23 protein-coding genes and 1 tRNA gene are annotated in these 25,314 nt (G+C 64.3%); 17 read left to right on the top strand and 7 right to left on the bottom strand.

The genetic code is table 11. The annotated features are described in order from the left end of the window. Positions 1 to 11 precede the first annotated feature (11 nt). Positions 12 to 1,124, top strand: a complete 1,113-nt coding sequence (gene mutY / locus ACTJKJ_RS17115) for an A/G-specific adenine glycosylase (protein ID WP_440821179.1) — start codon at positions 12 to 14, stop codon at positions 1,122 to 1,124. A 148-nt stretch (positions 1,125 to 1,272) separates the two neighbouring features. Next, positions 1,273 to 1,632, top strand: coding sequence for a hypothetical protein (locus tag ACTJKJ_RS17110; protein WP_440821178.1), 360 nt, complete (start codon positions 1,273 to 1,275; stop codon positions 1,630 to 1,632). Between the two features lie 9 nt (positions 1,633 to 1,641). Here the strand turns inward: ACTJKJ_RS17110 and rapZ are convergent, their stop codons facing one another. The 3 genes from rapZ to ACTJKJ_RS17095 are packed head-to-tail and all read right to left on the bottom strand — an operon-like array spanning position 1,642 to position 5,167. Next, positions 1,642 to 2,568: an RNase adapter RapZ gene (gene rapZ / locus ACTJKJ_RS17105; protein WP_091721353.1), complete on the bottom strand. Its 927-nt coding sequence runs from the start codon at positions 2,566 to 2,568 to the stop codon at positions 1,642 to 1,644. Next, positions 2,565 to 4,292: a DNA repair protein RecN gene (gene recN / locus ACTJKJ_RS17100; protein WP_440821177.1), complete on the bottom strand. Its 1,728-nt coding sequence runs from the start codon at positions 4,290 to 4,292 to the stop codon at positions 2,565 to 2,567. Before recN ends, rapZ begins: the two co-directional genes overlap by 4 nt. Next, a complete protein-coding gene (locus tag ACTJKJ_RS17095; RefSeq protein WP_091721359.1) occupies positions 4,292 to 5,167 on the bottom strand; it encodes an NAD kinase in 876 nt (291 codons plus the stop codon). The genes recN and ACTJKJ_RS17095 overlap by 1 nt, the downstream gene beginning before the upstream one ends. An 82-nt stretch (positions 5,168 to 5,249) precedes the next feature. Here ACTJKJ_RS17095 and hrcA point away from each other — a divergent pair, with 82 nt between their 5' ends. The 14 genes from hrcA to ACTJKJ_RS17025 all read left to right on the top strand — a co-directional run bounded on the left by hrcA (position 5,250) and on the right by ACTJKJ_RS17025 (position 20,716). Further along, positions 5,250 to 6,263: a heat-inducible transcriptional repressor HrcA gene (gene hrcA, locus ACTJKJ_RS17090; RefSeq protein WP_091721362.1), complete on the top strand. Its 1,014-nt coding sequence runs from the start codon at positions 5,250 to 5,252 to the stop codon at positions 6,261 to 6,263. A 110-nt stretch (positions 6,264 to 6,373) separates the two neighbouring features. Next, a tRNA-Ile gene (locus tag ACTJKJ_RS17085) sits at positions 6,374 to 6,450 on the top strand. A gap of 139 nt (positions 6,451 to 6,589) precedes the next feature. Next, entirely contained in the window at positions 6,590 to 7,369 is a 780-nt protein-coding gene (locus ACTJKJ_RS17080; RefSeq protein ID WP_440821176.1) for a tyrosine-type recombinase/integrase, read from the top strand. After that, positions 7,339 to 7,572 carry a helix-turn-helix transcriptional regulator gene (locus ACTJKJ_RS17075; RefSeq protein WP_440821175.1) on the top strand — a complete coding sequence of 78 codons (234 nt, stop codon included), beginning with the start codon at positions 7,339 to 7,341 and terminating at the stop codon, positions 7,570 to 7,572. Before ACTJKJ_RS17080 ends, ACTJKJ_RS17075 begins: the two co-directional genes overlap by 31 nt. A gap of 124 nt (positions 7,573 to 7,696) precedes the next feature. Further along, complete coding sequence (locus ACTJKJ_RS17070; RefSeq protein ID WP_440821174.1) at positions 7,697 to 9,547, top strand: N-6 DNA methylase; 1,851 nt, start codon at positions 7,697 to 7,699, stop codon at positions 9,545 to 9,547. Next, positions 9,544 to 10,764, top strand: a complete 1,221-nt coding sequence (locus ACTJKJ_RS17065) for a restriction endonuclease subunit S (RefSeq protein ID WP_440821173.1) — start codon at positions 9,544 to 9,546, stop codon at positions 10,762 to 10,764. Before ACTJKJ_RS17070 ends, ACTJKJ_RS17065 begins: the two co-directional genes overlap by 4 nt. A 27-nt stretch (positions 10,765 to 10,791) precedes the next feature. After that, positions 10,792 to 11,643 (top strand): DNA damage-inducible protein D, encoded by an 852-nt coding sequence (gene dinD, locus ACTJKJ_RS17060; RefSeq protein WP_440821172.1) that lies wholly within the window; start codon positions 10,792 to 10,794, stop codon positions 11,641 to 11,643. Between the two features lie 28 nt (positions 11,644 to 11,671). Beyond that, positions 11,672 to 14,614, top strand: coding sequence for a type I restriction endonuclease subunit R (locus ACTJKJ_RS17055; RefSeq protein WP_440821171.1), 2,943 nt, complete (start codon positions 11,672 to 11,674; stop codon positions 14,612 to 14,614). A 1-nt stretch (position 14,615) separates the two neighbouring features. Next, a complete protein-coding gene (locus ACTJKJ_RS17050; RefSeq protein ID WP_341411855.1) occupies positions 14,616 to 14,984 on the top strand; it encodes a M48 metallopeptidase family protein in 369 nt (122 codons plus the stop codon). A 34-nt stretch (positions 14,985 to 15,018) separates the two neighbouring features. After that, on the top strand, positions 15,019 to 15,549 hold the full coding sequence (locus ACTJKJ_RS17045; protein WP_440821170.1) for an SLATT domain-containing protein: 531 nt from the start codon (positions 15,019 to 15,021) through the stop codon (positions 15,547 to 15,549). 3 nt (positions 15,550 to 15,552) lie between these two features. Beyond that, complete coding sequence (locus ACTJKJ_RS17040) at positions 15,553 to 16,329, top strand: SMODS domain-containing nucleotidyltransferase (protein ID WP_440821169.1); 777 nt, start codon at positions 15,553 to 15,555, stop codon at positions 16,327 to 16,329. Positions 16,330 to 16,333: 4 nt separating this feature from the next. Beyond that, entirely contained in the window at positions 16,334 to 17,038 is a 705-nt protein-coding gene (locus ACTJKJ_RS17035) for a hypothetical protein (RefSeq protein ID WP_440821168.1), read from the top strand. 94 nt (positions 17,039 to 17,132) lie between these two features. Beyond that, positions 17,133 to 19,661: a hypothetical protein gene (locus ACTJKJ_RS17030; RefSeq protein ID WP_440821167.1), complete on the top strand. Its 2,529-nt coding sequence runs from the start codon at positions 17,133 to 17,135 to the stop codon at positions 19,659 to 19,661. A gap of 35 nt (positions 19,662 to 19,696) precedes the next feature. Beyond that, positions 19,697 to 20,716: a ComEC/Rec2 family competence protein gene (locus tag ACTJKJ_RS17025; protein ID WP_440821166.1), complete on the top strand. Its 1,020-nt coding sequence runs from the start codon at positions 19,697 to 19,699 to the stop codon at positions 20,714 to 20,716. 650 nt (positions 20,717 to 21,366) lie between these two features. Here the strand turns inward: ACTJKJ_RS17025 and ACTJKJ_RS17020 are convergent. From ACTJKJ_RS17020 to ACTJKJ_RS17005, 4 genes are all read right to left on the bottom strand, one after another. Continuing rightward, positions 21,367 to 22,320, bottom strand: coding sequence for an HNH endonuclease (locus ACTJKJ_RS17020; RefSeq protein ID WP_440821165.1), 954 nt, complete (start codon positions 22,318 to 22,320; stop codon positions 21,367 to 21,369). Positions 22,321 to 22,433: 113 nt separating this feature from the next. After that, positions 22,434 to 23,366, bottom strand: a complete 933-nt coding sequence (locus ACTJKJ_RS17015; RefSeq protein ID WP_440821164.1) for a hypothetical protein — start codon at positions 23,364 to 23,366, stop codon at positions 22,434 to 22,436. Then, the gene (locus ACTJKJ_RS17010) at positions 23,363 to 23,725 is read right to left on the bottom strand and encodes a hypothetical protein (RefSeq protein WP_440821163.1); all 363 of its coding nucleotides are present in this window, start codon (positions 23,723 to 23,725) and stop codon (positions 23,363 to 23,365) included. Before ACTJKJ_RS17010 ends, ACTJKJ_RS17015 begins: the two co-directional genes overlap by 4 nt. Positions 23,726 to 23,807: 82 nt before the next feature. Then, a complete protein-coding gene (locus ACTJKJ_RS17005) occupies positions 23,808 to 24,677 on the bottom strand; it encodes a restriction endonuclease (protein WP_440821162.1) in 870 nt (289 codons plus the stop codon). A gap of 190 nt (positions 24,678 to 24,867) precedes the next feature. On the opposite strand from ACTJKJ_RS17005, the gene ACTJKJ_RS17000 reads away from it, so the two are divergent. Next, positions 24,868 to 25,308 carry an SH3 domain-containing protein gene (locus ACTJKJ_RS17000; RefSeq protein ID WP_440821161.1) on the top strand — a complete coding sequence of 147 codons (441 nt, stop codon included), beginning with the start codon at positions 24,868 to 24,870 and terminating at the stop codon, positions 25,306 to 25,308. Positions 25,309 to 25,314 lie beyond the last annotated feature (6 nt).

Genomic DNA, 25,314 nt, shown 5'->3' with positions numbered 1-25,314 from the left:
ACGCCAGAGCGATGAGCGCCAGAACGCCAGCCAAGAAGCAAGCCTTGAGAACAACGCCCGACTCCCCGATCCCCGATGCCGACCTGGACGCCCGCGTGGCGGCGCTGCGCGGCGACTTCGCCCCGCGGCTGCTCGCGTGGCAGCGCCGCGAGGGGCGGCACGACCTGCCGTGGCAGAACACGCGCGACCCGTACCGGGTCTGGCTGTCGGAAATCATGCTGCAGCAGACGCAGGTGACGACGGTGCTGGGCTACTACAAGCGCTTCCTGGAGCGCTTCCCCGACGTGGCCGCGCTGGCCGCGGCGCCCAGTGACGAGGTCATGGCCGCGTGGGCCGGGCTGGGCTACTACAGCCGGGCGCGCAACCTGCACAAGTGCGCGCAGGCGGTGGTCGAGCGCCATGGCGGCGCCTTCCCGCGCAGCGCCGCCGAACTGGCGGAGCTGCCGGGCATCGGGCGCTCGACGGCGGCGGCGATCGCGTCCTTCTGCTTCGGCGAGCGCGTGGCCATCCTGGATGGCAACGTCAAGCGCGTGCTGGGCCGGCTGCTGGCCTTCGACGGCGACCTGTCCTCCGCCGCGCAGGAGAAGCGCCTGTGGCGCCAGGCCGAGGCGCTGCTGCCGCCGTCGCCCGAGGACATGCCCGCGTACACGCAGGGCCTGATGGACCTCGGCGCCAGCCTGTGCGCGACGCGCAGCCCGCAGTGCCTGCTGTGCCCGGTGGCGGCGCTGTGCACCGGGCTGGCGCAGGGCGAGCCCACCCGCTATCCGGTCAAGACCAAGAAGCTCAAGCGCGGCCAGCGGGAGAGCTGGTGGCTGTGGCTGGAGCACGAGGGCCGCGTCTGGCTGCAGCAGCGGCCGGCCGAGGGCGTCTGGGGCGGGCTCTGGACGCTGCCGCTGTTCGACGACGAGGCCACGCTGACGGCGCAGAGCGCCGCGCTGGGCGTGGCGGCGCCCGAGCCGCTGCCGCGCGTCAAGCATGTGCTGACGCATTTCGACTGGCTGCTGCATCCGCGCCGGGCGCTGCTGCCGCGCGAGACGCGACCGGCGGGCGAAGGCGTGTGGGTCGCGCGCGAGCGGCTGGGCGAGTACGCGTTGCCGGCGCCGCTGAAGAAGCTGCTGGACTAAGGTCGCCGCGCTGGCCGTCGACCCCCGGTTTCCGGGTCGGGCGCGGGGTTCCGCCGGTTCCCGGCGGGCGCCGCTCCGTTATGCTCCCGCGATTGCCAGAACGGGCCACGACAGGCCCGCGCACGCCACCACCGCATTCAGGGACACCATGTCGAACGACGTCAAGCCGGGCCGGGCCGCGGCCCTCAAGAGCGCACTGGAATCGGCTTTCATCGCCGTGCTCGCCAGCGGCGTTTGCCTGTGGTTCCTGATCAGCGAGACGCAGGTGCCCGGGGAGGGCGATCCCGCCAAGCTGACCATGTTCGGCCTGGGCCTGTTCGCCGGCCTGTGCGCGCATTTCGCCTACATGGGCATCGCGCTCAAGCGCGCCGGGCGCAACGTGGTGCTGTGGCTGCTGCTGATGCTGGTGCTGATGCCCTTCGCCTCGGTGGTGCTGGGCATCCTGCTGTTCAACCAGGTGCAGGAGATGGAGCAGGCACCCGAGGAAGGCGGCGCGAGCGCCGTGTGAGCGGACGGCTCAGCGGGCGTCCAGCTCGCGGTGCCGCTTCAGCACCTGGCCGTGATACGCGAACTGCTTGGCCAGCGTCTCGACGAGATAGACCGAGCGGTGCTGGCCGCCGGTGCAGCCGATGGCCACGGTCAAGTAGCTGCGCTGGTCCTGCGCGAAGTTGGGCAGCCACTGCGCGATGAAGGCGCCGATCTGGCTGAGCATCAGGCGCACCTCCGGCTGGCCTTCCAGGTAGGCGGCGACCGGCTCGTCGCGGCCGGTGAAGGGCCGCAGTTCGCGGTCGTAATACGGGTTGGGCAGCACGCGCACGTCGAAGACGAAGTCGGCGTCGCTGGGCACGCCGTGCTTGAACGCGAAGGACTCGAACACCAGCGTCAGCGAGGCGCCGCTGACATGCACCAGGTCGCGCAACCAGCCGCGCAGCTGCGCCGGGCGGAGTTGGCTGCTGTCGATGACGGTGGATTCCATCCGCAGCGGCGTCAGCAGCTCGCGCTCGAGCGCGATCGCCTCCTGCAGCGCGCGGTGGGTGTCGCTGTCCTCGTTGCCGACGCGCAGCGGATGCGGGCGGCGCGTCTCGGAGAAGCGGCGCAGCAGCGTGTCGTCGTCGGCGTCCAGGAAGATCGAGCGCAGCGACACGCCTTCCTGGCGCATCGTCTTGATGTGGCCCAGCAGCTGCGGCAGCGAGCCGGCGCTGCGCACGTCCACCGCGATGGCGACGCGCCGCCAGCCGCGCTGGCGCTCCAGGTCGAGGAACTGCGGCAGCAGCTCGGGCGGCAGGTTGTCGACGCAGAAGAAGCCGGCGTCCTCGAGCGCATGCATCGCGATCGACTTGCCGCCGCCGGACATGCCGGTGACGAGCACCACCTCGCCGCGCGGCGAGTTGGCATTGGGCGTCGCCTGAGGCGCCGGCACCGGCGCGGTGTGGGGCGCGCTCATGGCTTGACCTTCCTGCCGGCGGCCGTGGGCGCGGCGGGCGTGGCGGCCGCGGCAGGCGTGGATTTGGCGGACAGGTCCAGCATCTCCTGCGCATGGGCCAGCGAGGTCGACGACAGGCGCTCGCCGCCCAGCATGCGGGCGATCTCGGCGGTGCGGGCCTCGCCGGCGATGGGGCGGACCTCGGAGTTGGTCTTGCCGTCCTTGAGCGCCTTGGCGACGAGGAAGTGGTGATCGGCGCAGGCGGCGACCTGCGGCAGGTGGGTGACCGCGAGCACCTGGACCCGCTGGCCGAGCTGCTTCATCAGTCGGCCGACGGTCTCGGCGACCGCGCCGCCGACGCCGGCATCGATCTCATCGAAGATCAGCGTGCCGGCGCCGCTGTTCTGCTGGCTGGTGGTGACGGCGATGGCCAGCGCGATGCGCGAGAGCTCGCCGCCCGAGGCGACCTTGGCCAGCGGGCGCGGCGTGCTGCCGGCGTGGCCGGCGACGAGGAACTCGGCCGATTCCATCCCGAAGCCCTGCGGCTCGTCCTGCGCCAGCAGCGCGACCTCGAAGCGGCCGCCGGCCATGCCGAGCTGCTGCATCGCCTGCGACACCGCATTCGACAGCGCCGGCGCCGCCTTGGCGCGCGCGGTGCTGACGGCCTTGGCTTCCTTCTGGTAGCGCTTGAGCGCGTCGGCCTGGCGGGCCTGCAGCGCGTCGAGGTCGGAGGCGGCGTCGAGCTGCGCGAGCTCGGCCTTCCATTCGGCCAGCAGCGCCGGCAGCTCGGCCGGCTGGCGGCGATAGCGGCGGGCGAGCGTGACCCAGGCGGACAGGCGGTCGTCGAGCTGCCGCAGCCGGTCCGGATCGAGGTCGGCGGCATGCAGGTAGGCGCCGAGGCTGTGCGCGGCGTCCTGCAGCTGGGCCTGCACGCCCAGCAGCGCGTTGACGGTGTCCTGCAGGCCGGCGTCGTAGCCGAGCACGTCCTGCAGCGCGGACAGCGCTTCGTCGGTCAGCGACTCGGCGTTGATCTCGGCCTCGGCGATGCGCTCGAGCGCGCCGCGCGCGGCGTCCATCAGCGACTGCGCATGCGACAGGCGCTGGTGCTCCGCGTTGAGTTCGTCCCACTCGTCGGCGCCGGGCGCGAGGCGGTCGACCTCGCCGATCTGCCAGCTCAGGCGCTCATGCTCGCGCGCCAAGTCGGCCTGTTTGGATTGCGCGGCGCCCAGCGCCTCGCTGGCCTGGCGCCACTCGCTGAAGGCGGCGGCCATCGGCCGGGTCTCGATCTGGGCGAAGCTGTCCAGCAGCTCGCGCACGCTGGCCGGGCGGGTCAGGCCTTGCCAGGCGTGCTGGCCGTGGATGTCGAGCAGGTGCTCGGCCAGCTCGCGCAGCTGGGCGACGGTGGCGGTGCCGCCGTTGATCCACGCGCGGCTCTTGCCCTGGGCATCGATGACGCGGCGCAGCAGCAGCGTGTCCTCGGCGCCGTCGGTGGTGTCGAAGCCGGCTTCCTCCAGCCAGGCGGCGAGGGCGGCGGGGCGGTCGAACTCGGCGGAGATCTCGGCGCGGGTGGCGCCCTCGCGCACGACGGCGGCGTCGCCGCGCGAGCCCAGGGCCAGCTGCAGCGCGTCGATCAGGATGGACTTGCCGGCGCCGGTCTCGCCGGTGAGGGCGGAGAAACCGGCGGCGAAGTCCAGCTCCAGCGCCGGGACGATCACGAAGTCCTTGAGGCTCAGGCGGCGCAGCATCAGGTGTTTCCTTCGTTCCAGCGGAGCTTGCGGCGCAGCGTGGCGTAGTAGGACCAGCCGCGCGGATGCAGGAAGGGCGCGCGGTGCTGGGAGCGGCGCACGGTGATGCAGTCGCCGTGCAGCAGCGAGGCCAGGGATTGCATATCGAAGTTCACCGAGGCGTCGCGGCCGGCGACGATGGTCAGGCGCACCTCGCCGCTGTCGGGCAGGACGATGGGGCGGTTGGAGAGCGCGTGGGACGCGATCGGCAGCAGCACCCAGCCGGCGATGCCGGGGTGGAGGATGGGGCCGCCGGCGGACAGCGCGTAGGCGGTGGAGCCGGTGGGGGTGCCGACGATGACGCCGTCGGCGCGCATGTTGGCGACGAACTCGTCGCCGACGTCCACGCGCAGCTCGACCATGGCGGCGGTGGCGCCGCGGGAGACGACGACGTCGTTCAGGGCCACGCCGGAGAAGATCTGCTCGCCGTCGCGGAAGACGGCGCCTTCGAGCAGGGAGCGGTGCTCGATCTCGAAGTCGCCGGCGAGGATGGGGGCGAGGGCGTCGCGGAACTGGTCGGCGGAGATGTCGGTGATGAAGCCCAGGCGGCCCTGGTTGATGCCGACGAGGGGGAGGCCGTAGCGGGCGACCTGGCGGGCGAAGCCGAGCATGGTGCCGTCGCCGCCGACGACGATGGCCAGGTCGCACTGGGTGCCGAGTTCGGCGTGGGTCAATGCGGGGAAGGCGGTGATGCCGGTGCTGTCGGCGGTTTCCTGTTCGAGGGAAACATCCAATCCCTGGGAGGCGACAAAATCGGCAATCTCTTCCAGGATGGGCCGGATGCCCCGGGACTGGGGTTTTCCGACGATGGCCACGTGACGGAAGCGCTTGGACATAGCGCGGAATTACACCACAGCGAGGTGGCGGGGCCGGGGGCTGGGAAGGGGTGCCGCTGGTGGCTTCACTAGAATGAAAAACATGCTCGACGACCGCGCGAAAACACTGCTGAAGGCTCTGGTGGAGCGGTACATCGCCGACGGCCAGCCGGTGGGCTCCCGCACGCTGTCGAAGGCGTCGGGGCTGGAGCTGAGCCCGGCGACGATCCGCAACGTGATGGCCGACCTGGAGGAGCTGGGCCTGATTGCCAGCCCGCACACCAGCGCGGGGCGGATTCCGACGGCGCGGGGTTACCGGCTGTTCGTGGACACGCTGCTGACGGCCAAGCCGGGGATGCCGCGCGAGGCGGGGTCCTTCGAAAGCCAGCTGCTGCCGGATCAACCGCAACGGGTGATCGCGAACGCGGCGCAGCTGCTGAGCAGCCTGTCGAGTTTCGTGGGGGTGGTGACGTCGCCGCGCAAGACGGCGGTGTTCCACCACATCGAGTTCCTGCGGCTGGGCGAGCGCCGGGTGCTGGTGATCATGGTGTCGCCGGACGGGGACGTGCAGAACCGGCTGGTGTTCACGGCGCAGGACCTGTCGCAGTCGGACCTGACGGAGGCGAGCAACCGGCTGAACGCGCATTACGCGGGGCTGAGCCTGGACGTGGTGCGGGACCGCCTGCGGCTGGAGGTGGATCAACTGCGCGGGGAGATCGCCAAGCTGATGAGCGCGGCGGTGGACGTGGGCCAGCAGGGGCTGCAGGAGCACGAGCCGATGATCATTTCCGGCGAGCGCAACTTGCTGACGGTGCAGGACTTCAGCCACGACATGGGCAGCCTGCGCAGGATGTTCGACCTCTTCGAGCAGAAGACGCAGCTGATGCGGCTGCTGGATGTGTCCTCGCGCGCGGAGGGGGTGCGGATCTACATCGGCGGCGAGAGCCAGGTGGTGCCGGTGGAGGAGCTGTCCATCGTGTCGGCGCCGTATGAGGTCGATGGGGAGGTGGTCGGGACGCTGGGGGTCATCGGCCCGACGCGGATGGCCTACGACCGGATGATCGAGATCGTCGACATCACGTCGAGGATGGTGAGCAATGCGTTGTCGCAGAAGTAGCGGCGATGGCTCGGCGGGAGTGCGCTAGCGCACCGTTAGAATCCGCCGCTCCGGTGCAAGGCCGGAGCACGCGAATCCGCCAGGGTTCGTATATGCGCATTACCCCCAGGGGGCCGTTAGCTCAGTTGGTTAGAGCAGAGGACTCATAATCCTTTGGTCACAGGTTCAAGTCCTGTACGGCCTACCAAGAATTTCCAAGTCTAATCAACGACTTGCGTGATGCGCGTCGTGCCGATTCAGGCCGGAAACTGGCGCAAAAACGGACTTTGGCACAAAAGTGGCACAGTCCAAGACTTGCGATCCAAAGGATGTCCTCTGGATTCGCAATGGCCAGCATCACCAAACGCGGCAAGTACTGGCGGGCTCAGATCCGCCGCCGTGGCTACCCCACACAGTTCCGTACCTTCGACACGAAGGCCCTGGCAGAAGCCTGGGCTCGCCAGTTGGAGTCCGAGATGTGCCGTGGCGTCTTCAAGTCGCGCGAAGAGGCGGAGCGCACCACCTTTGCCGAGGCGCTGGAGCGCTACTGGAGCGAGGTGGCGAGCAAGAAGCGCTTCCCCAAGCTGGAGCGGTACCGCATCAACCGATGGCTTCGACATTCGCTGTCGAGCTACTTCCTGGCCAATCTGCGAGGGGCTGACTTCGCCAGGTTCCGGGATGAGCGTCGCGCGGCCGGCAAGGCCGAGAACACCATACGGCTGGACCTTGCTCTGGTGTCTCACCTGTTCGAGGTCGCGCGCAAGGAGTGGGGCATGGAGGGACTTACCAACCCGCTGAAGAACATCCGCAAGCCGAGTGGATCGAAGGAGCGCGACCGGCGGCTGCGAGCCGACGAATACGAGCGCATCGCCGAGGAATTGGCGTTCTCCGGCAACCCGTGGATACGGCCGATGTTCGACATAGCGATTGAGACCTTGTTGCGGCAGGGCATGCTCTGCAAGCTGCAGTGGGCCTGGGTGGATCTGCCGGCGCGCGTGATCCGGATTCCCGTCGAGTATCGTATGACGGGCAACAAGGTGGTGCCGCCCGCGTTGCCGCTATCGCGTTGGACCTTGCGATCACATTCGGACGTGTCTTGCGCGACCTGCGCAAGCAGGCCGGATTGACGCAGGAGCAGCTCGGCTTCGAGGCGGAGCTGGAGCGGAACTACATCAGCATGCTGGAGCGCGGCGAGCGGCAGCCCACCCTGACCACCCTGGTCAAACTCGCTCGGCCGTTGCAAAGCAAGGCCTCTCATATCGGTCGCGCTCGTCGAAACATCGGCAGACGCCACCGCAGAGCGCGAACGGCCAGCGGCGCCACCACCTGACGCCTGACACGCTCCATGCCTTTCGACGCACAACAGCCCCGCCCTCGCGGGGCTGTTGTCATTCCGGCTCCCGTTTTTAGGCAACGGGTTGACAAACTGTTGAAATATCACAAACATAACAAACATGACACTTGAGAACGATCTGCCCGCCACCCTGCGCACACTGCGCGCCACCCTCAACCTGACCCAGGAGCAACTGGGCGAGCGGCTGGGGGTGTCCTTCGCCACCGTCAACCGGTGGGAGGGCGGGCTCTCCAAGCCGCAAAAGGCCGCCGCCGCCGCCATCCAGGCGCTGGCCGTGGAGGCTGGCGTCGCTCCGGAAGAGCTCAGTTCCCAGGCTGCCGCAGTCGAGGTCAGCCGCCGCCGGGCGCGGGCGCCGAAGTCGGGTGACCAGACGCTGACCACCAAGCCCATGGAACAGATGCTGTGGGACGCCGCCTGCTCGATCCGGGGCGAGAAGGACGCCGCGAAGTTCAAGGACTACCTGCTGCCGCTGGTCTTCTTGAAGCGGCTGTCCGACGTGTTCGATGACGAGGTGAACCGCCTGGCCGAGGACTATGGCGACAAGGCCACCGCGCTGGAGATCGCCGAGGCCGACCACTCGCTGCTGCGCTTCTACCTGCCACCCGAGGCCCGCTGGGGCGTGATCAGCGGGCGCGAAGCCTTCGACTGGCCGCTGGACGACAAGGGCCGCAGCACTGCGCCCAAGGACGCCGGCGAGCACCTCACCCGCGCACTGCGCGGCGTGGTCAAGCACAACCCCAGCCTGTCCGGCGTGATCGACGTGGTGGACTTCGCCGCCGAGCGCAACGGCGAGCGCGACATCAACCCCGCCAAGCTGCGCGAGGTGATCGAGACCTTCTCAGACCCTCGCTACCGCCTGGGCCTGGCTGATGTGCAACCCGACTTCCTGGGCCGAGCCTACGAGTACCTGCTGCGCAAGTTCGCCGAGGGCTCGGGCCAGAGCGCCGGCGAGTTCTTCACCCCGACCGAAGCCGGCTTCCTGATGGCGCACCTGCTGCGCCCCCGTCCTGGCGAAACGTGCCACGACTTCGCCTGCGGCTCTGGCGGGCTGCTGATCAAGCTGCAGCTCGTCTCGCGCGAGCTGGACCCGATGGCCAAGGTGCCGCTCAAGCTCTATGGGCAGGAGCTGGAAGGCGCCAGCTACGCCGTGGCCCACATGAACGCCAAGATCCACGACATGGACATCGAGCTGGCCCGGGGCAACAGCATGCTGAACCCCAAGTTCCGCACGCCCGACGGCCGCATTCAGGCCTTCGATATCGTGATCGCCAACCCGATGTGGAACCAGCCGTTCGATGCGGACACCACCTTCGCCAACGACCCCTATGACCGCTTCCGCACGGCCGGCGGCATCACCAGCGGCAAGGGCGACTGGGCCTGGCTGCAGCACACGCTGGCTTGCCTGAACGACCACGGCCGCGCGGCCGTGGTGCTGGACACCGGTGCGGTGACGCGCGGCAGCGGCTCCAAGAACGAGGATAAGGAGCGCAACATCCGCAAGTGGTTCGTCGAGCAGGACCTGATTGACGGCGTGATCCTGCTGCCCGACAACCTGTTCTACAACACCACAGCGGCCGGCATCATCGTGCTGCTGAACAAGCGCAAGCCCGCCTCGCGCCAGGGGCGCATCGTGCTGCTGAACGCCAGCAAGCGATTCAAGAAGGGCAAGCCCAAGAACTACCTGCCTGAAGATGCGATCCGGCCGCTGGCAGCCATGTACCTGAAGGGCGAAGTCGTTGAAGGTGAGTTGACTGTCATCACGCAGGCCCAGGCGGCGGAGGCGGACTACAACTTGAGTCCAAGCCGGTGGGTGGGCCAAGCCAGCACAGCGGAAGCGAGCTCGCTGCAAGCCTTGCTGGAAGAGTACAAGGCTCTGTGCGATGCCGAGGCTGCGTCATCCGCTGAGCTGCTGAAGTTGCTCAGTACCTTCAGCAAGGAGACCCAGGCATGAGCGATCAAGCGACCTGGACGCAACGCACTGTCGCCGATTGTCTGGTGCCGACCTCCTTTCGTAGCAAGCGTCAGATCCAGACGCGCGAGTACCAGACGCGCGGTCGCTTTCCGATCATCGACCAAGGACAGGCAGCGATCGCGGGCTGGACCGATGACGAGTCCGCAGTCATTGATTCACCTTTGCCCGTTGTGGTGTTCGGAGACCACAGCCGGACCTTGAAGTTCATTGACAGGCCGTTTGCGCGCGGCGCTGATGGAACGCAGGTCATGGTTCCGACCGCTGGTATCGAGCCTCTGTTCTTCTATTACGCCTGCAAGTTCATCGATGTTCCCGCACGCGGGTACAACCGTCACTTTGGGCAATTGAAAGAGAGCAGCTTCAATTACCCAGAAGACCCGGCCGTGCAGCGCAAGATCGCCAAGTGCCTTTCCCTCGTGGAAAGCGCCATTTCGGCTGAGGAGATTCGACTCAAAAAAATTGCAGAGTTGCGGCTAGCAGTGATGGCGGAGTTATTTGCGCAGGGGCTGCGGGGCGAAGCACAGAAGGAAACCGAGATCGGTTCAGTACCCCAGAGTTGGGATGTGGTGCCCTTCAGCACCGTACGTGAGTGGCTGCAATACGGAACATCAACCCGCTGCTCCACAGAGACCGCAAGCTACGCCGTGTTGCGCATCCCAAACATCGGCTCTGGCGCAGTGATTCCTGACGATTTGAAGTACTGCGACATGCCGGCGTCAGAGGCCGCCAAGTACCGACTGGAGCTGGGCGATCTCATCTTCATCCGGACCAACGGTGTCCTAGAACGCCTCGGTTCATGCGCCGTCTATCGAGGCGCTCCGCAACAAGCCCTGTTTGCTTCGTATCTGATCCGCGCTCGGCTCGACCTGACGCGCGTGGAGCCCCGGTTCGTTGCCCACTTCTACGGTTCCAAGCTCGGAACGTCACTGGTGGCCGGGCGCGCGACGCCAGCTTCAGACGGCAAGTACAACTTGAACACCGGGACGATCGATGCACTGCCGCTGCCCGTGCCGCCAACGCCGGACGAACAGGTGGAAATCGCGGACATCCTCGACGCCATCGACGCCAAGATCGCCCTGCATCAGCAGAAGCGGGCCGTGCTGGAAGAGCTGTTCAAGGCCCTCCTGCACAAGATGATGACCGGGGAGATCGATGTCAACGATCTGAACCTCAGCGCCCTGCAATCCGCCACCTGAACCGACGCACCGAAGGGAGAGAAGAAGATGAAGAAGGAACTCATCACCAAGTTGCACAAGAGCTTCGAGGACTGCGCCCACCAGAACGACGGTGTGGAGTTCTGGCTGGCGCGCGAGCTTCAGGAGCTGCTGTGCTACAAGGAGTGGCGCAACTTCGGGCAAGTCATCGACAAGGCCAAGATCGCCTGCCAGAACGCGGGGCAGCCGGTGGCAGACCATTTTGTTGACGTCAACAAAATGGTCGAGATCGGCTCCCAGGCCGAGCGCCCGGTGGAGGACATCGCCCTCACGCGCTACGCCTGCTACCTGATCGCGCAGAACGGCGATCCGCGCAAGGATGCCATCGCCTTCGCGATGACCTACTTCGCGGTGCAGACGCGCAAGCAAGAGCTGATCGAGACCCGCATCGCCGAGTGGGAACGGCTGCAGGCGCGCGAGAAGCTCACGCTGTCGCAGAAGGAGCTGTCCGGCGTGCTGTACGAGCGCGGCATCGACAGCCAGGGCTTTGGCCGCATCCTCAGCAAGGGCGACGCGGCCCTGTTCGGTGGCCTTAGCACCCAGACCATGAAGGACCGGCTGGCCGTGCCGGACGGCCGGCCGCTGGCCGACTTCCTGCCCACCATCACGATCAAGGCGAAGGACTTCGCCAACGAGATCACCAACACCCAGGTGAAGCAGCGCGACCTGCGCGGCGAGACCAGCATCACCCACGAGCACGTCAAGAACAACCGCGACGTGCGCAAGCTGCTGACCGACCGCGACATCGTGCCGGAGCAACTGCCGGCAGCCGAGGACGTGAAGAAGCTGGAGCGCCGGCTGAAGTCCGAGGCGAAGAAGCTGCCGAAGCAGACCTCCAAGCTGGCCAGCCCCAAGAAGTGACCGCCCGGAACCTGAAAGCCCCCGCCCCATGAGCGAACTCAAGATCAGCGAAGCCGGCAGCGTCCAGTTTCCGATGGTGGACCACGCGGTCGAGATCGGCTGGACGCCGCTGACGCCGCAGGAAGCGCTGTACCGGCGCGGCGGGGAGGCTGGCAGCTTCCTGCGTGGCACGCTGGCCCACAAGCTGAACGAGTTCAACCCGTGGCTCAGTGACGAGGGCGTGCGCGGCGTGATCGACGCGCTGGAGGCATTGCCGCCCACCATCGAGGGCAACCGCCAGCTCATGGCCTGGCTGCGTGGCGAGCATGGCTGGTACGACGAGGCCGAGAAGCGCCACCGTCGCGTCACGCTGATCGACTTCGGCACGCCGGGCGCCAACGACTTCCATGTCACCTGGGAGTGGCGGATCAAGCCGCCTGCACGCAAGGGCAACCGGGCGGATGTGATGTTCGTCATCAACGGCGTGCCGGTGTGCATCGTCGAGCACAAGAACCCGAAGGACGGCGACGCCATCGAACGCGGCATCAAGCAACTGCGCCGCTACGAGCTGGAGACGCCCGAGCTGCTGGCCAGCACCCAGCTCTTCAACGTGACGCACCTGCTGGACTACTGGTACGGCGTGACCTGGAACGTCACCCGCCGGGACATGGCGCGGTGGAAGCAGGTGCCTGAAGAGACTTACCGATTCGCGGTGCAGTCGTTCTTCGAGCCCACTGACTTCCTGCGCACGCTGCAGCACTGGATCCTGTTCTACGTGCAGGACGGCGAGACGCGCAAGTCGGTGCTGCGGCAGCACCAGCAGCGCGCTATCCAGGCCGTGCTGGACCGCTGCGCCGACCCGTCGAAGACGCGCGGTCTGATCTGGCACACGCAGGGCTCCGGCAAGACCTTCACACTGCTGACGGCGGCCAAGCGCATCCTGGAGGACAAGGCCCGATTCCAGAACGCCACCGTCATCCTGGTGGTGGACCGCACCGAGCTGGAAGGTCAGCTCAAGGGCTGGGTCGAGCGGCTGCTGGGTGAGATGCAGAAGCAGGACATCGCGACCAAGCGGGCAAACTCCAAGGCAGAGCTGCAGTCACTGCTGGATGCCGACTTCCGGGGGCTGATCGTCTCGATGATCCACAAGTTCGAGGGCATCGCCAAGGCGAGCTGCACCCGCGACAACGTGTACGTGTTCATCGACGAGGCGCACCGCTCGGTGGCCAAGGATCTGGGCACCTTCCTGATGGCGGCGGTGCCCAACGCCACCATCCTGGGCTTCACCGGGACCCCCATCGCCAACAACGCGCAGGGCGAAGGCACGTTCAAGATTTTTGGTGCGCAGGATGACCTGGGCTACCTGGATAAGTATTCGATCAAGGAGTCGATCGAGGACGAGACCACACTGCCGATCAAGCATGTGATGGCGCCGTCCGAGATGACCGTTCCTGCGGAACGGCTGGACAAGGAGTTCTTCGAGCTGGCCGAAGCCGAGGGCATCACCGACATCGACGAACTCAACAAAGTGCTGGACCGCTCGGTCGGGCTGCGTACCTTCCTTTGCGCTGACGAGCGCATCGAGAACGTGGCCGCCTTCGTGGCGCAACACTTCCAGGAAAACGTGATGCCGCTGGGCTACAAGGCCTTTGTCGTCGCGGTGAACCGCGAGGCCTGCGCCAAGTACAAGCGCGCCCTGGACAAGCTGCTGCCGCCCGAGTGGACCGTGCCGGTCTACACCGACAACGCGGCCGACATCGTGGACCGGCCGCTGGTGGCAGAGCTGCAGATCAGCCCCGAGCGCGAGGAGGACGTGCGCCTGCTGTTCAAGAAGGCCGACCGCGAGCCCAAGATCCTGATCGTCACCGACAAGCTGCTCACGGGTTACGACGCTCCGCCGCTGTACTGCCTGTACCTGGACAAGCCCATGCGCGACCATGTGCTGCTGCAGAGCATTGCACGGGTCAACCGCCCCTATGTGGACGCCCAGGGCGTCAGCAAGAAGGTCGGCCTGGTGGTGGACTTCGTGGGCGTGTTGCGCGAGCTGAAGAAGGCCCTGAAGTTCGACTCCGACGACGTGAGCGGCGTCATCGAGGACCTGGACGTGCTGATGGCCGACTTCCAGCAGAAGATCGTGCTGGTCAAGGCGGATTACCTGGGCGACGTGGGGGATGGCGGCGCCGAGGAGAAGCTGGAGAAGGTGGTCTACGGCCGCTTCCTCGCCACTGACGTGCGCAAGACCTTCTTCGAGCGCTACAAGGAGATCGAGGCGCTGTGGGAAATCTTGTCCCCGTCCCCCGAGCTGCGTGACCACATCGCCACGTACAAGCAGCTCTCGGTGCTGTACGCCGCCGTGCGCAATGCTTACGCCGACAAGGTGGGTTTCGTCGCAGACCTGGCCTACAAGACCCGCCGGCTGATCGAGGAGAACGCCACCCAGCAGGGCCTGGGCCGGCTGACCAAGAGCATCACGTTCGACACCAAGACTCTGCAGTCGCTGCGCGGCGACACGGGAACCGACGAGGGCAAGGTGTTCAACCTGGTGCGCGGCCTGCAGAAGGAGATCGACGACGACGCCAATGCAGCCCCGGTGCTGCAGCCGCTGAAGGACCGCGCCGAGCGCATCCTGAAGGACATGGAGGAGCGGCGCACCACGGGCCTGGCCGCCATGGACCAGCTCGCCGCGCTGGCCGCAGAGAAGGAGGCCGCGATGCAGGCCGCAGCGGACAGCGGGCTGTCCGGCCGGGCCTTCAACGTCTACTGGACGCTGCGGGCGGATGCCGACCTGAAGGAGGCCAGCATCGACCCCATGGCGCTGGCGCGCGAGGCCGAGACCCAACTGAGCAAGTTCCCCAATGCGGCGGTGAACTCCGACGAGAAGCGACGGCTGCGAGCAGCGCTGTACCACCCGCTGCTCAAGCTGTCGGCCACGGCGCGTGCGCGCGTGGTGGACGCCATGATCGCCGTGCTGCTGAAGGACTCGGACGGCTGACATGGCGACGGCACACCATCGACAGCAACCGGCCCAGCGTCGTCGCAAGGGCTCGGGCTACCCCGTCCAGGACCTGCGGCAGCGCGCCCTGGCCTGGGCCGTGAAGCTGCGTGTCAATCCGCGTGTCATTCGAGTCCAGGACATGCGGCACAAGTGGGGCTCCTGCACCTCGCAAGGCACCGTCACGCTGGCGCACGACCTTTTGGACCGCTCCGACGAGTTCCAGGACTACGTGATCGTGCATGAGCTGCTGCACATGCGGTATGCCAACCACGGGCGCGTCTTCAAGGCGCTGATGAGCGCCTATGTGCCGACCTGGCGCCGACTGGAATCCGAGGCCGACAGCCCACCCGCGAAGACGGGACGCTGAGGCAACAGATCAACAACACATCAGGGAAGATGAAATGACGGACACCAAAGGCGGCAACGAAACCGCCCCCGCGACCATCGAAGCGCTTCGGCGTGAAGCGGAACGGCTTGAAGAAGACGCCACCTACTCCAGCAAGGGGCACTTCAACGCGGAAGACACGTGGGTCAGGCGCAACTACTGGCTGGGCGTGCCGGCCACTGTACTGGGCGCGATCGCGGGCGCATCGCTGATCAAGAGCTATCCCGAGTGGGCCACGGCGATGACCTTGTTCGCCTCCCTGTTGACCGGCCTGATGACCTTCCTGAAGCCCAATGAGCGGGCGGCATTGCATCGTGCCGCAGCGGGCCAGTTCCTGGCCCTCCGCAACGAGGCGCGCTTCTTCCGGGAGATCGACTTGCTGCAGCTCGATCGCTTGGCCGAGCTGCCCGACAAGCTCAGGGCACTCTCGGCAGCCAGGAACGAGCTGAACCAGAAGAGCCCCAGCATCCCTCTGCGTGCGTTCGTCGCTGCCCGCAAGGGCATTGAGGAGGGCGAGGCCACGCACAAAGTCGATCAGGGGGCTTGAGCGATGTCTGTCCTGAGCTTTCTGACCGACCTGGCCAGCAATGCGGTGCTGTCCGGCACCGAGCAACAGTCCATCAATACGTCCGTGAGCACGCTGCAGAGCCGACTCGGCCTGCACTTCGAAGCCGGCGCCATCAAGCAGCACTTCCGGTTCGGGTCGTCCATGCGCGGCACCATCCTGCCGAGGTCGATGGATGAGCGGTCCGACATCGACTACATGATCGTGTTCAGCGACGCCAGCGCCACGCCACAGACGTACTTGAACCGCCTCCGATCCTTCGTCGAGCGGCGCTATGGCACCTCCGAGATTTACCAGTCGCAGCCGACCATCGTCCTGGAGCTGAACCACATCAAGTTCGATCTGGTGCCGGCCACCACAAACTGGTTCGGCGAATTGCAGATCCCGAACGGCGCGGGCGGCTGGCAAACCACCAATCCGAACGACTTTAACGCGACGCTGGAAGCCAGGAACAAGGAGCACCGCTTGCTGATCAAGCCGACGATCCGCCTGTTCAAGTTCTGGAGCGCGGCCAGCGGCTACGTCTTCCCTTCCTTCGAGATGGAGAAGTGGGTCTGCCGTCGGTCCTTCGGGTCCCTATCAAACCAGCGGGACTACTTCTTCGCGGTGATCGCTGCCCTGAGCACCGATTTCACGTACACCCAGTGGGTCAACAACGAGATCACCCGAGCCAAGGTCATCGTCCAGAACACCAAGCGATACGAGGCCGAGGGCATGCCGATCAAGGCCGAAGCCGAGATCAAGAAGCTCTTCCGCCTCTGAAGCCATGCCAGTCATCAACCATTTGAACAACGTCGCGCGTTTGCAGCGCGCCTTCGTGCTCGGCATCTCGGCCGTGGTCGTCGCTCTGATCGGCATGCACGGAACGGCCTTCGCCGACGACAGCAACGCAGCGAAGCCGGAGTCTCTCGCCTCGTTTGTCCAGCAAGCCTGGAAGATCGATGGCTTCCAGCTCGATCGCGATGCCGTCAACTCCACCGTGCCCATGCGCGTGTCCACCTACATGTCGCCCGCCTTCATCCACCGGGGCCAGATGGAGGGACTCAGCCTCAAGGCGAAGGAGCTTTCCGAGCTGTGCAGCCGCCAAGGCGGCGAGTGGACCTATCTGGGTTTGCCACCGGCGCGCAGCGAACGGGGGCAGCCCCTGGCGTCCGGAAGTTCGCTGGCTGGCGCCGCAGCCAGCGCCCCGCCCACGGAAGCCGGTATGCGTGACTTCGTGAAGGCCGGCGAGCAGAGCGTCGCGGCCGATGCCGCGAAGGCCTTCATCGCGCCGCTGCAGCAAGCGCCCGATGCGTTGGTCGCGGACGCCCTTGAGAACGCGGTTCGATGGAAATGGCTGGGGCGCTACGAGTGCCGCCGCGATGCTGAGCCCTGGACTGCCACGATCAGTTTCTCGAAGTGGGCAGCACGGACCGAGAAGAGCTACGTCTACCGGGATGTCACGCTAAAGATCGAGTTGGCACAGCGCTGACCAACAGTCCGGATCGCCTTCACCTACATTTCCAGCTAGGTGCGCTTGTCTGACGGAGGGATAGCGCGCTTTCTAAGAACTCAGGGAGAACAATATGGGGGTTAGCCAACAAGACATCGAATGGCTCGGCGAAGAAGATGCTCATCTAGGGTCTGCGGCGCGGACTGCGCTCGGAATATTGGTCGCAGCTGACGAATGGACTTGGTGGAGAGACCCGTCGAGCGCAGCATATTCGCTTGGTGAAGCGATACCTAGGAGCGGGAACGTCAAATGGGGCGGCGATCCCAACGTCCTGAAAGCGCGAGACTGGCTTGAGCGGACGCGAGCCGTTGCGATCGGCCAGGCGTTTCTTGAACTGAGCGGCAAGCTCAAACTCAGAGTTCGAGTTCTGCGCGAAGTATGGAAGTGGGTGCGCGACGCGGAATCCATGGGTCTCATCTGTGCGGACATCGCTCAGGCAGTCGGTGAGGGTCGTGTGTATCCGGAATGGCCATCCGGGAGACGACCGAGCCGCCATAGCCTCGCCGTCGCAGCCGTCGAGCGCACGGTACTCAGCCCAAGCCTCGCGCTTGACGAAGTACCGTTCGATCAGATCGTCTATGCAAAATGGACACCGGACGCCAAAGCCGCCGACCTGGTGCTGGTGAATTCCGTGAACTCACTCCGCAGCGTCGATGCCGCCGAGATCGTGATCTTTTACGGGCCAGAAGAACAGTACTCTCTCGAGTCTTTGGAAGTCCTACGCTCGCATCTTCGGGTTCAGTGCGCGATCCACGTGGGCATCGAGGCAGACGCAGTGCCTGCTTGGATCTCGGATGTTTTGCTATTGCTAAGTCAGCAGGGTTGGTCACTAGCGACTGCTATTGAGGCCGTGTCCGAGCAATTCGCCGTCAAGGTAAGCATCATCGCGGCGACTCAAACGACGCTTGTCAGCAAGAGCTGGTTTTCGGCAGGATTTCGGGAACGCATCTATGGACAGAGAGACGATATTTCGAGGTACTCGGCCGGGTCAAGCAGCTTCCCTGTTAAGGACACCCTCGAAGCAGCGAGGCCATCAGCGCCAACAACGAGAGTCCTGGATGCGTCAGTCAGTCAGGGCAACGCATCGAAGCTTGGGCGCTGGCCGCTAAAAGGGGACGCAACGATCTCGGTCTCCATTCAGACCAAATCACTCCTTCAAAAACTGCGCCAACCATTCCCTGATGATCAGGTTGAGTGGGAAGGACCTTCAAAAGTTCTGGCTGTACACCTGTTTGAGGTTGACAGACAGCCGGCATCCGCAAAGCTTAGGCTTCCGAGGACGGGCGACTCCTCCATTGCCACCTTCACGCATGTCGTACGCTCTGGCGAGGTCGACATCAGGATCGTTGTAACTGACGGAGCTCGAATACTCCAAACGGCGCGATTGCAGGCTGCAGCGCCTGGGGCTGAGATTCGCTTCTTCGTCGAAAATCGAGTCACTGACGTCGACAAGCAAACTTCCGGTTTCGCCGTTTCGCTCTTGGTCAATGAAGGCCTGGGGCACCAGCCAAGCATGGCTGCGATCACACCAGCCGGCGGGGCCGTATTTTCACTATTGTCAGGCAATCAGATCGACGACGCCCGAAAGGACCTCCTGGCTGTTCTTCAAAAAGCAGTCTCGAACCCGTCTCTTCCTCTGGCACCACTGATGATGGAACTGGCGAGTCTGGGATCTAGCCTGTTCCAAACGCTGCGAGAGTACGTACCGAATTGGCCTGGCGCAGGCAGTCGATTTCAGCTTGTAACCCAGAGTGATGCATTTTTTCCAATGGAGTACGCATACGACGGCGTGCTGCCAGAGACAAGCGACGCCCCTCTCTGTCCCAACAGTGGCGCTTGCCTCAAAGCCGGAGCCGAGATTCCCAATTGCTCGATTCGAGCGGCCCAAGAAGCACTGTGTCCGATGGGGTTCATCGGTGTATCGGGGATCATAGAGCGTCACACTTGGCGCCCCGGCGATATTGTCCGGTTGTGGGCAAATCCCGCCGATGAGTGGCCTAGTAGGCTGTCGATCCGAGATTTGTCCGAGATTGCCTTTGCTGCGAGCAATGTCGCAGACCAGTTCACTGCAGACCAAGTTGCGCCTCACGCACCAGTGAAGATCGCGGATATTGCCGCAGCGCTAGGAGTCCAACGGATTCCAACCTGGGGAGACTGGAAGGAGCGGTTGACGGGCAACAGGCCGCCATCGATGCTGGTGATGCTCGTTCACATGAAGGGCAGCGCCATGTGCATCGATGGAGACGCAGGCGTCCCTATAGGCAGCCTGTCGTCCAAGTACATCGGTAACGCTCCCGTCACGGTCGCAATTGGATGTAGCACGGGGTACGCCAAGAGTCCTGGCTCTGATTTGCCTGCAGCCCTTCGCCGCCATGGCGCGCGTGTCGTAATCGCTGCGATGACTGAGGTCCTCGGTCGTCACGCAAATCGAGCGACGCGAGACTTGGCGCTGCGACTACGTGACGCCGCAACCTCCAAAGTGTCTTCCTCAGTTGGTGAGATCGTAGGGGCCCTGCGTCGCGAATTATTGAGCGACGGGCTTGCTCTTGGTCTGTCAATAGTTGCGTTTGGAGACGCTGATGCCGTCCTCGGCGGTTCTTGAAGGTGAGCTCTATGTTTCGAGTACGAGCAATTCAAGTGGAACATGGCGATGCATTGTTGGTGAGTTATGGCAGTGAGCAAAGTCTCAAGCACATGTTGATCGACGGAGGGCCATCCGGCTCGCTTCCGAACCTCGTAGAGGTGCTCGATATCGAACGCGGAACCAACGACGAGCTTTGTCTCCAAACTCTGGTCATCACGCACTACGACCTCGATCACATTCAAGGGGTCATTGAGCTTCTGTCGAACAAGCCGTCATGGCTGAAGATTGATGACATCTGGTTCAACGGCCGGGATCAACTCCATCGTAGCGATGGCCTAGGTCCGGCTGCAGGTGATAAGTTGGTAAGCCTCATTGCTGGTAAGCATCCTTGGAACGAAGCATTCCGAAAGCAAGACCCGTACGGCCCGAGAACCATCCAGCAATCTTGCTCAGCGATCGAATACGGCGATGGCTTGACGATCCACGTTCTCTCACCGAACGAAGAGACGCTTGAAAAGCTCGCCATGGATTGGTTGGCGATGCCGTGGGAAGAAGGCAGCGCGAGCGCACCAAACACGGACAGCCTGGGCAGAAGCGATCCGGACACTCCTGGCTCCTACTCCGAGATGGTGGCTGACTTTGAGCCAGATGATTCCGTTCCCAACGGAAGCAGCATCGCGCTGCTGCTGTCGTTCGATGGGAAACGCGCGCTGTTGGCAGCAGACGCGCACGAGCGCGTCGTACTGCAGGGACTTGAGCGGCACCTGCCTGCAGGCGAATCGGTTGAACTTTTGAAGGTTTCCCATCATGGCAGCAAGGCAAACACGTACCTGCCGCAACTCCAGCGAATCAACTGCAGGCGGTTTTTGATCAGTACTAGCGGTAAGCAGCACAAGCACCCCGATCATGCGCTGATCGCGCGCCTTGTCGCCCGGCACGACTCGCCAGAGATCATCTTTAACTATGGCGCAGACCGATGGCCTTCCATCTGGAAGAGCGTACCCCACGACTGGCCTTCATTTCAGCCGACCTATCCGAAGCCAGGCGATCACTTCGTTGACGTCCTTCTGTAGCTGCCAACTTTGCTGATCGATTCCAGAGCTGAAATCCAGCCGACGCGTCAAGCTGTTCCGGTTGAAATCAACCCGTCGGTGCCGATGCAAATTTGAAGAGCTTGAACGGATTGATGCCCTGGAGAATCAGGGCTGTGAAGCCATGATCGAGTTGGCTCGCTCACGTCTGAGGGACTGCCATGAAGTCTTCAACACGAGCATTTAGGCGCCATCACCGAGCGCGCCTTCAGGATCTCCGCCGGCGCTACTTCGGCGGCAAGCTCGCATCCGATGCTCGACGCCTCGGTATGGCTGCGGCGACCGCCAAGCCTTGCAGTTGTTGGGCCTGTAGCAATCAGCGCCGCTACTTCGGGCCTACCCGGCAGGAGGCCGTCTCTTCGTCCGGCAGTGGGATTCGGATTGAGGCTGGGAGCCCGACCCGCGGCCCTCCGACTGGCACAAAACTGGCAAAACTTGCCACACCAAATGAGTCAGACCCAGAAATCGCCAGTCAGGAAAAGTCCAGCAAAGACAAGTACTTACGAGTAAGATTGAGTCGCCTCGCAGGGCTTTTTCTCAGCTCATAATCCTTTGGTCACAGGTTCAAGTCCTATACGGCCTACCAATATTTATTAGGAAGACTTGGCGTTGCGACGAATGCGATGTTGATCCTAAGGAATGAATATTTTGATCCTGTGATACTCAACGTATCTAGAATGCGGGGTAAGTGATATTCTGGCATTGCTATGCTGAAAGATCCCCAATGCATTCACATCCTGCGCATCCAGCGTTGAGGACACCATTAACGAGCCATCGTCGCTGAACGAAATCAAGCCCTTATCGAAGAGCTGATCGAGATTGGGCGCAAGCAGTAATCCGTTGAGGGGGTCGAGGCGCTCTATCGATGTCGCGCACAAGCGCCAGGGTTTGATATGGCTCGCGCGGAGAAGGCGAAGGTCTTTGACGCCGGTCACCACGCATTTCGCATGCTGACGGATCACTTGATCCCGGAAGGCCCCTTGACCTTTCCGAGCGAGGATGAGCGTCTCCCGCTCTGATTGCGATAGCGCGGAGTCGCGCTGAATCTCCTCGCATTCCTTCTCTTCGAGCTGGTCCAGGATCACCCCGCTTTCGCACGGGGGACGTACCTGGCCGCTGACGCCTTGTGTCCACTCCAGGGCTAATGCCATGAGGCGCGGACTGATCTCCGACAAATAGGCGTTTTGATTTCCCTTGCCCGTTGCAGTATTCAACGGCGAGTACTTTTGAGGAAGAGCCGGCAAGAGGCGCACGAGATCATCGGTGGGCCGTGCTTCAACTCGAACGGATTGCCACTGGACAGGCAGAAGCCATCCCCATTCCGACCAATTTGATCCGACAGATCGGAAGGTCGCCGGTTTGGGCGCCGTGGTGGCGGTGTCCGTGACTACTCCTAGAGCCCGAATACGACCGTCGGCATATGAAACAACGTCATCGCCTGGCTTGGCGCGCCGCATGTTGTTGTAGAACTGGTTCGTCGCGCCGGACGCTGAGGTCTTTGGGCTCCACAGGTAGCCGCCCTCAAACTCCTGCTCGAAGGTCTGCTTGTGATTGACCCACCAATGCGCCTTTGATCGCTCTGACATTCTTTTGCTCCCTTGGGAGTCGAATGTAGCGTCCAACTAGCATCAATGGGTCAACGAAATGGCCTTTGGCCTGCACAAGCAAGTGCAGATGGTCTCTTCGAGCCCTCCCGCCTTCAGCATCCCGGCGGAAGCCGCTTTTCAGGCGCGCTCTTCTTCTCAGCCCGACATTCGCCTTGCTGATATCGATAGCCGAAGGGCACCGTGTCGTCGGGTATGCCTTCTAAGCATGTGGTTGGTGTCTCCGCGATCTTGAAGTCGGGGAAATACAGCGCCTTCAGCTTCAGGTAGCAGCCAAGAAATGCGTCATAGGAGATGAGGGGCTCGAAGACGTAGCGGCCTCCCTTGTCGGCCCGCTCCCCGTCGTAGAAGAAGGACGCAGTCTTTCCAAGGGGAATCTTGAAGGACTGCACGAGTTGGTAGTCCTCCGTGAAGAGGGAGGCTCGAAGGAACGCGTTCTTGCCGTAGTTCGCTGCAATCAAGTTCGCGAGCTGCTCCGTGAACTCGTCGCCATTGCTTCGCGGTGGCGTCAACTCGTCTATCACCATGACCTTCGATGTATCGATCGATGTCTCGATCTTCTCGATCAGGCCTGGAAACGTGATGGTGTCGCCGAACGCGATCTCCGCGGTCTTTCCCGCTGCGATGCGGATCGGACTCCTGTCCCCGATGCTGCGTTGAAGGACACCTCCGCCGTACTGGCTCCCCCGCATGTACGCGCCCTTGGCGCCGATGAGCTCGAGCCGGGCTGCGTTCAGGAGGACATCTCTGTCTGACAAATTCCTGAGAACCACAGTGAGGACAACCATCTCATTCAATTGAGGAAGGCTTGGCCTCATGAATCCGAGCGCTGGGCGCAGCCACGCATTCTTGATGACCACCTTGGCCCGCTTCGAGGCGGGTGCCTCGAAGGTGCAACGCACTTCCGCGGAGCCGCCGGAGGCGCCGATCGGCGAGCACGGCCCAGAGGTACTGACTTGCGGTTCCGCGAATGCCAGCAGCGGCGCGAGCGAGGCGAGCGCGATCGCTCGAAGGGGCAAGGCCCTCATTTGGTTTTGAGTGTTGCGCTGGCGTGGCTCTCGGGGCCGACCGCGATGGGCGATGCGTCGCCATGCGTGACGAACTTGGCCGAGCTGCTGGCCACTGGGGCGCGGGACGGGGCAGCGCTTTCGGAAGTCATCGACGCCTCGACGGATGCGCCTTTCTCGCCCGCGATGGGCGACGCCTTGCCGAACGTCTCGGCGACAGGCTGGCTCTCCGCCGCCTGTTTCGACTCCACCTTGATTTCGCCTGTCTTGGTGTTCATCGAGAGGCCGCGTCCGAGAAACACGGCCAGCACGAGCACGATGACCGCGCCGATCGCAAACACCATGCTGGCGCCTAGCCAGCTAAAAGGCTTCTTCTTCATGTCACTCCCTGTCGGATGAACTGTTTCGGCGATTCTTCCTCAATCGCCTGAGGCACTTGGCCTTAATCGCCGAGGGCCAGCCTCACGCCGCCCTCGTCCCCCTGCAAACCGGATACGTCGAGCACCCATAAAACTGCTCGCCGGCATTGGGCCCACGTTTCGCGACTCGCCTGACCATCGCGCTTGAGCACAGCGGGCAGACGACGATCGTCATCTCTGCGTTCGCCCGCTCATCGCGCACAGTGACCACCTTCCCAGGCCCACCCGTCCTCGCGACTTCCAGCAGCTCCTTCAACCTCGCCCCATCCACGAGCCTGACATTCCGCCCCTGCGCGAACGCCATCGCCTCGGTGGTGAACCTCCCCGACGTCACCACGAACCCGCCCGCCGCGCCTCTGGCCGCCATCACGCCGTAGAGCTCCCGCACCACGTCGACGCCGACCTTCTGGGCCTTCCAGTGCTTGCACTGCACGACGTAGGTCTCGTTGCCGTTCGTGACCGGCTTGCGGAGCACCAGGTCGATGCCGCCATCCGGGCCGCCGCCGCCCGTCTCCACCACGGCATACCCCTTGCGCCGGAACGCCTCGCCGATCAGCAGCTCGAACTCGTGCCAGGTCATGCCGTCCACTGCCGCGGCGTCCTGCGATCGCACCGCCTCCTCCAGCAGCTTCCCGCGCCGGTATCGACGCACCGCCGACACCACCGCCGCCGCGAGCAGCAAAACCGGTACGAGGTACTGCCCGAAGGTCGCGAGACCCCGAAGCGCCGCGCCGACGAGGAGCTTGTCCATCTGATTCAGCGCCTGCGCCGGATCCACCGTCGCCGGCGCCTTCGATGCCAACGCATGCAGCGCCACGTACGCCACCGCCGCCAGAGCCACGCAGGCCCACCACGGCATCAACGCGAAGAGGTCGATGACCGTCTCCGCGTCGCTCTTCTTCTTTCTGGCCATTCGGCTCTCTCCCTGAAGATCTCGGGCGAGCATAGCGAGCGCCGTGGTCTTGAAGCCGTCCCGGCGCGTGGAGGAGGCGAATGGACCGTTATGGAGTTCTCGTTTCGCGGAGGGCGGTGCTCTTCATCACGATTCACCCGCCTGAAAACGTCGTGATTGCCTTGCCCGGTGCGTTGCCCCAAGTTCTTCCATGTCCTGGTCGACTGCCGCTGAATCTTCACTGCGCGTCCTCACGACGCTCGCGCTCGCTGCATTCGCCGGTGCTGCTCACGCCGACGCACCGCCGCCCGCCACGCCGTGCTCGATCGTCGCCTTCGTCGAGGAAACCGACCCCGCCGGTCTGAACGTCCGCGCGGCGCCGAATGCGAAAGCCCGCGTGCTGGGCACGCTGCCGCCCGTGTGGGTCGACAAGGCCTCAGGCACCTGGATCCGCGTCCGTGTCGAGATCACCGCGAGCGATTCCGGTTGGTTCCGAATCCGCAATGCGCGGGATGACGAGGATCTCACCGGCCAGCCACCGCGGCCCACGTTCGCGGGCGAGTGCTGGCATCGCCGCGCAAGCCGACGCGCCACCCTCGCTCCCCCGAACGAGAGAGCCGCAATCGCCGCCGCCGAATCAACATCGGGATGACCTCAC

This window comes from Roseateles sp. 22389 (assembly GCF_052044995.1).
GTDB lineage: Bacteria > Pseudomonadota > Gammaproteobacteria > Burkholderiales > Burkholderiaceae_C > Roseateles.
Note: the sequence above shows the minus strand (reverse complement) of the source record. Positions and strands in the feature narration are given on the sequence as shown.

Excerpts from the sequence above, each read along its gene's own strand:
- mutY (WP_440821179.1), top strand. The coding sequence starts at position 12 with ATGAGCGCCAGAACGCCAGCCAAGAAGCAAGCCTTGAGAACAACGCCC.
- ACTJKJ_RS17110 (WP_440821178.1), top strand. The coding sequence starts at position 1,273 with ATGTCGAACGACGTCAAGCCGGGCCGGGCCGCGGCCCTCAAGAGCGCA.
- rapZ (WP_091721353.1), bottom strand. The coding sequence starts at position 2,568 with ATGAGCGCGCCCCACACCGCGCCGGTGCCGGCGCCTCAGGCGACGCCC.
- recN (WP_440821177.1), bottom strand. The coding sequence starts at position 4,292 with ATGCTGCGCCGCCTGAGCCTCAAGGACTTCGTGATCGTCCCGGCGCTG.
- ACTJKJ_RS17095 (WP_091721359.1), bottom strand. The coding sequence starts at position 5,167 with ATGTCCAAGCGCTTCCGTCACGTGGCCATCGTCGGAAAACCCCAGTCC.
- hrcA (WP_091721362.1), top strand. The coding sequence starts at position 5,250 with ATGCTCGACGACCGCGCGAAAACACTGCTGAAGGCTCTGGTGGAGCGG.
- ACTJKJ_RS17080 (WP_440821176.1), top strand. The coding sequence starts at position 6,590 with ATGGCCAGCATCACCAAACGCGGCAAGTACTGGCGGGCTCAGATCCGC.
- ACTJKJ_RS17070 (WP_440821174.1), top strand. The coding sequence starts at position 7,697 with ATGACACTTGAGAACGATCTGCCCGCCACCCTGCGCACACTGCGCGCC.
- ACTJKJ_RS17065 (WP_440821173.1), top strand. The coding sequence starts at position 9,544 with ATGAGCGATCAAGCGACCTGGACGCAACGCACTGTCGCCGATTGTCTG.
- dinD (WP_440821172.1), top strand. The coding sequence starts at position 10,792 with ATGAAGAAGGAACTCATCACCAAGTTGCACAAGAGCTTCGAGGACTGC.
- ACTJKJ_RS17055 (WP_440821171.1), top strand. The coding sequence starts at position 11,672 with ATGAGCGAACTCAAGATCAGCGAAGCCGGCAGCGTCCAGTTTCCGATG.
- ACTJKJ_RS17050 (WP_341411855.1), top strand. The coding sequence starts at position 14,616 with ATGGCGACGGCACACCATCGACAGCAACCGGCCCAGCGTCGTCGCAAG.
- ACTJKJ_RS17045 (WP_440821170.1), top strand. The coding sequence starts at position 15,019 with ATGACGGACACCAAAGGCGGCAACGAAACCGCCCCCGCGACCATCGAA.
- ACTJKJ_RS17040 (WP_440821169.1), top strand. The coding sequence starts at position 15,553 with ATGTCTGTCCTGAGCTTTCTGACCGACCTGGCCAGCAATGCGGTGCTG.
- ACTJKJ_RS17035 (WP_440821168.1), top strand. The coding sequence starts at position 16,334 with ATGCCAGTCATCAACCATTTGAACAACGTCGCGCGTTTGCAGCGCGCC.
- ACTJKJ_RS17030 (WP_440821167.1), top strand. The coding sequence starts at position 17,133 with ATGGGGGTTAGCCAACAAGACATCGAATGGCTCGGCGAAGAAGATGCT.
- ACTJKJ_RS17020 (WP_440821165.1), bottom strand. The coding sequence starts at position 22,320 with ATGTCAGAGCGATCAAAGGCGCATTGGTGGGTCAATCACAAGCAGACC.
- ACTJKJ_RS17015 (WP_440821164.1), bottom strand. The coding sequence starts at position 23,366 with ATGAGGGCCTTGCCCCTTCGAGCGATCGCGCTCGCCTCGCTCGCGCCG.
- ACTJKJ_RS17010 (WP_440821163.1), bottom strand. The coding sequence starts at position 23,725 with ATGAAGAAGAAGCCTTTTAGCTGGCTAGGCGCCAGCATGGTGTTTGCG.
- ACTJKJ_RS17005 (WP_440821162.1), bottom strand. The coding sequence starts at position 24,677 with ATGGCCAGAAAGAAGAAGAGCGACGCGGAGACGGTCATCGACCTCTTC.
- ACTJKJ_RS17000 (WP_440821161.1), top strand. The coding sequence starts at position 24,868 with ATGTCCTGGTCGACTGCCGCTGAATCTTCACTGCGCGTCCTCACGACG.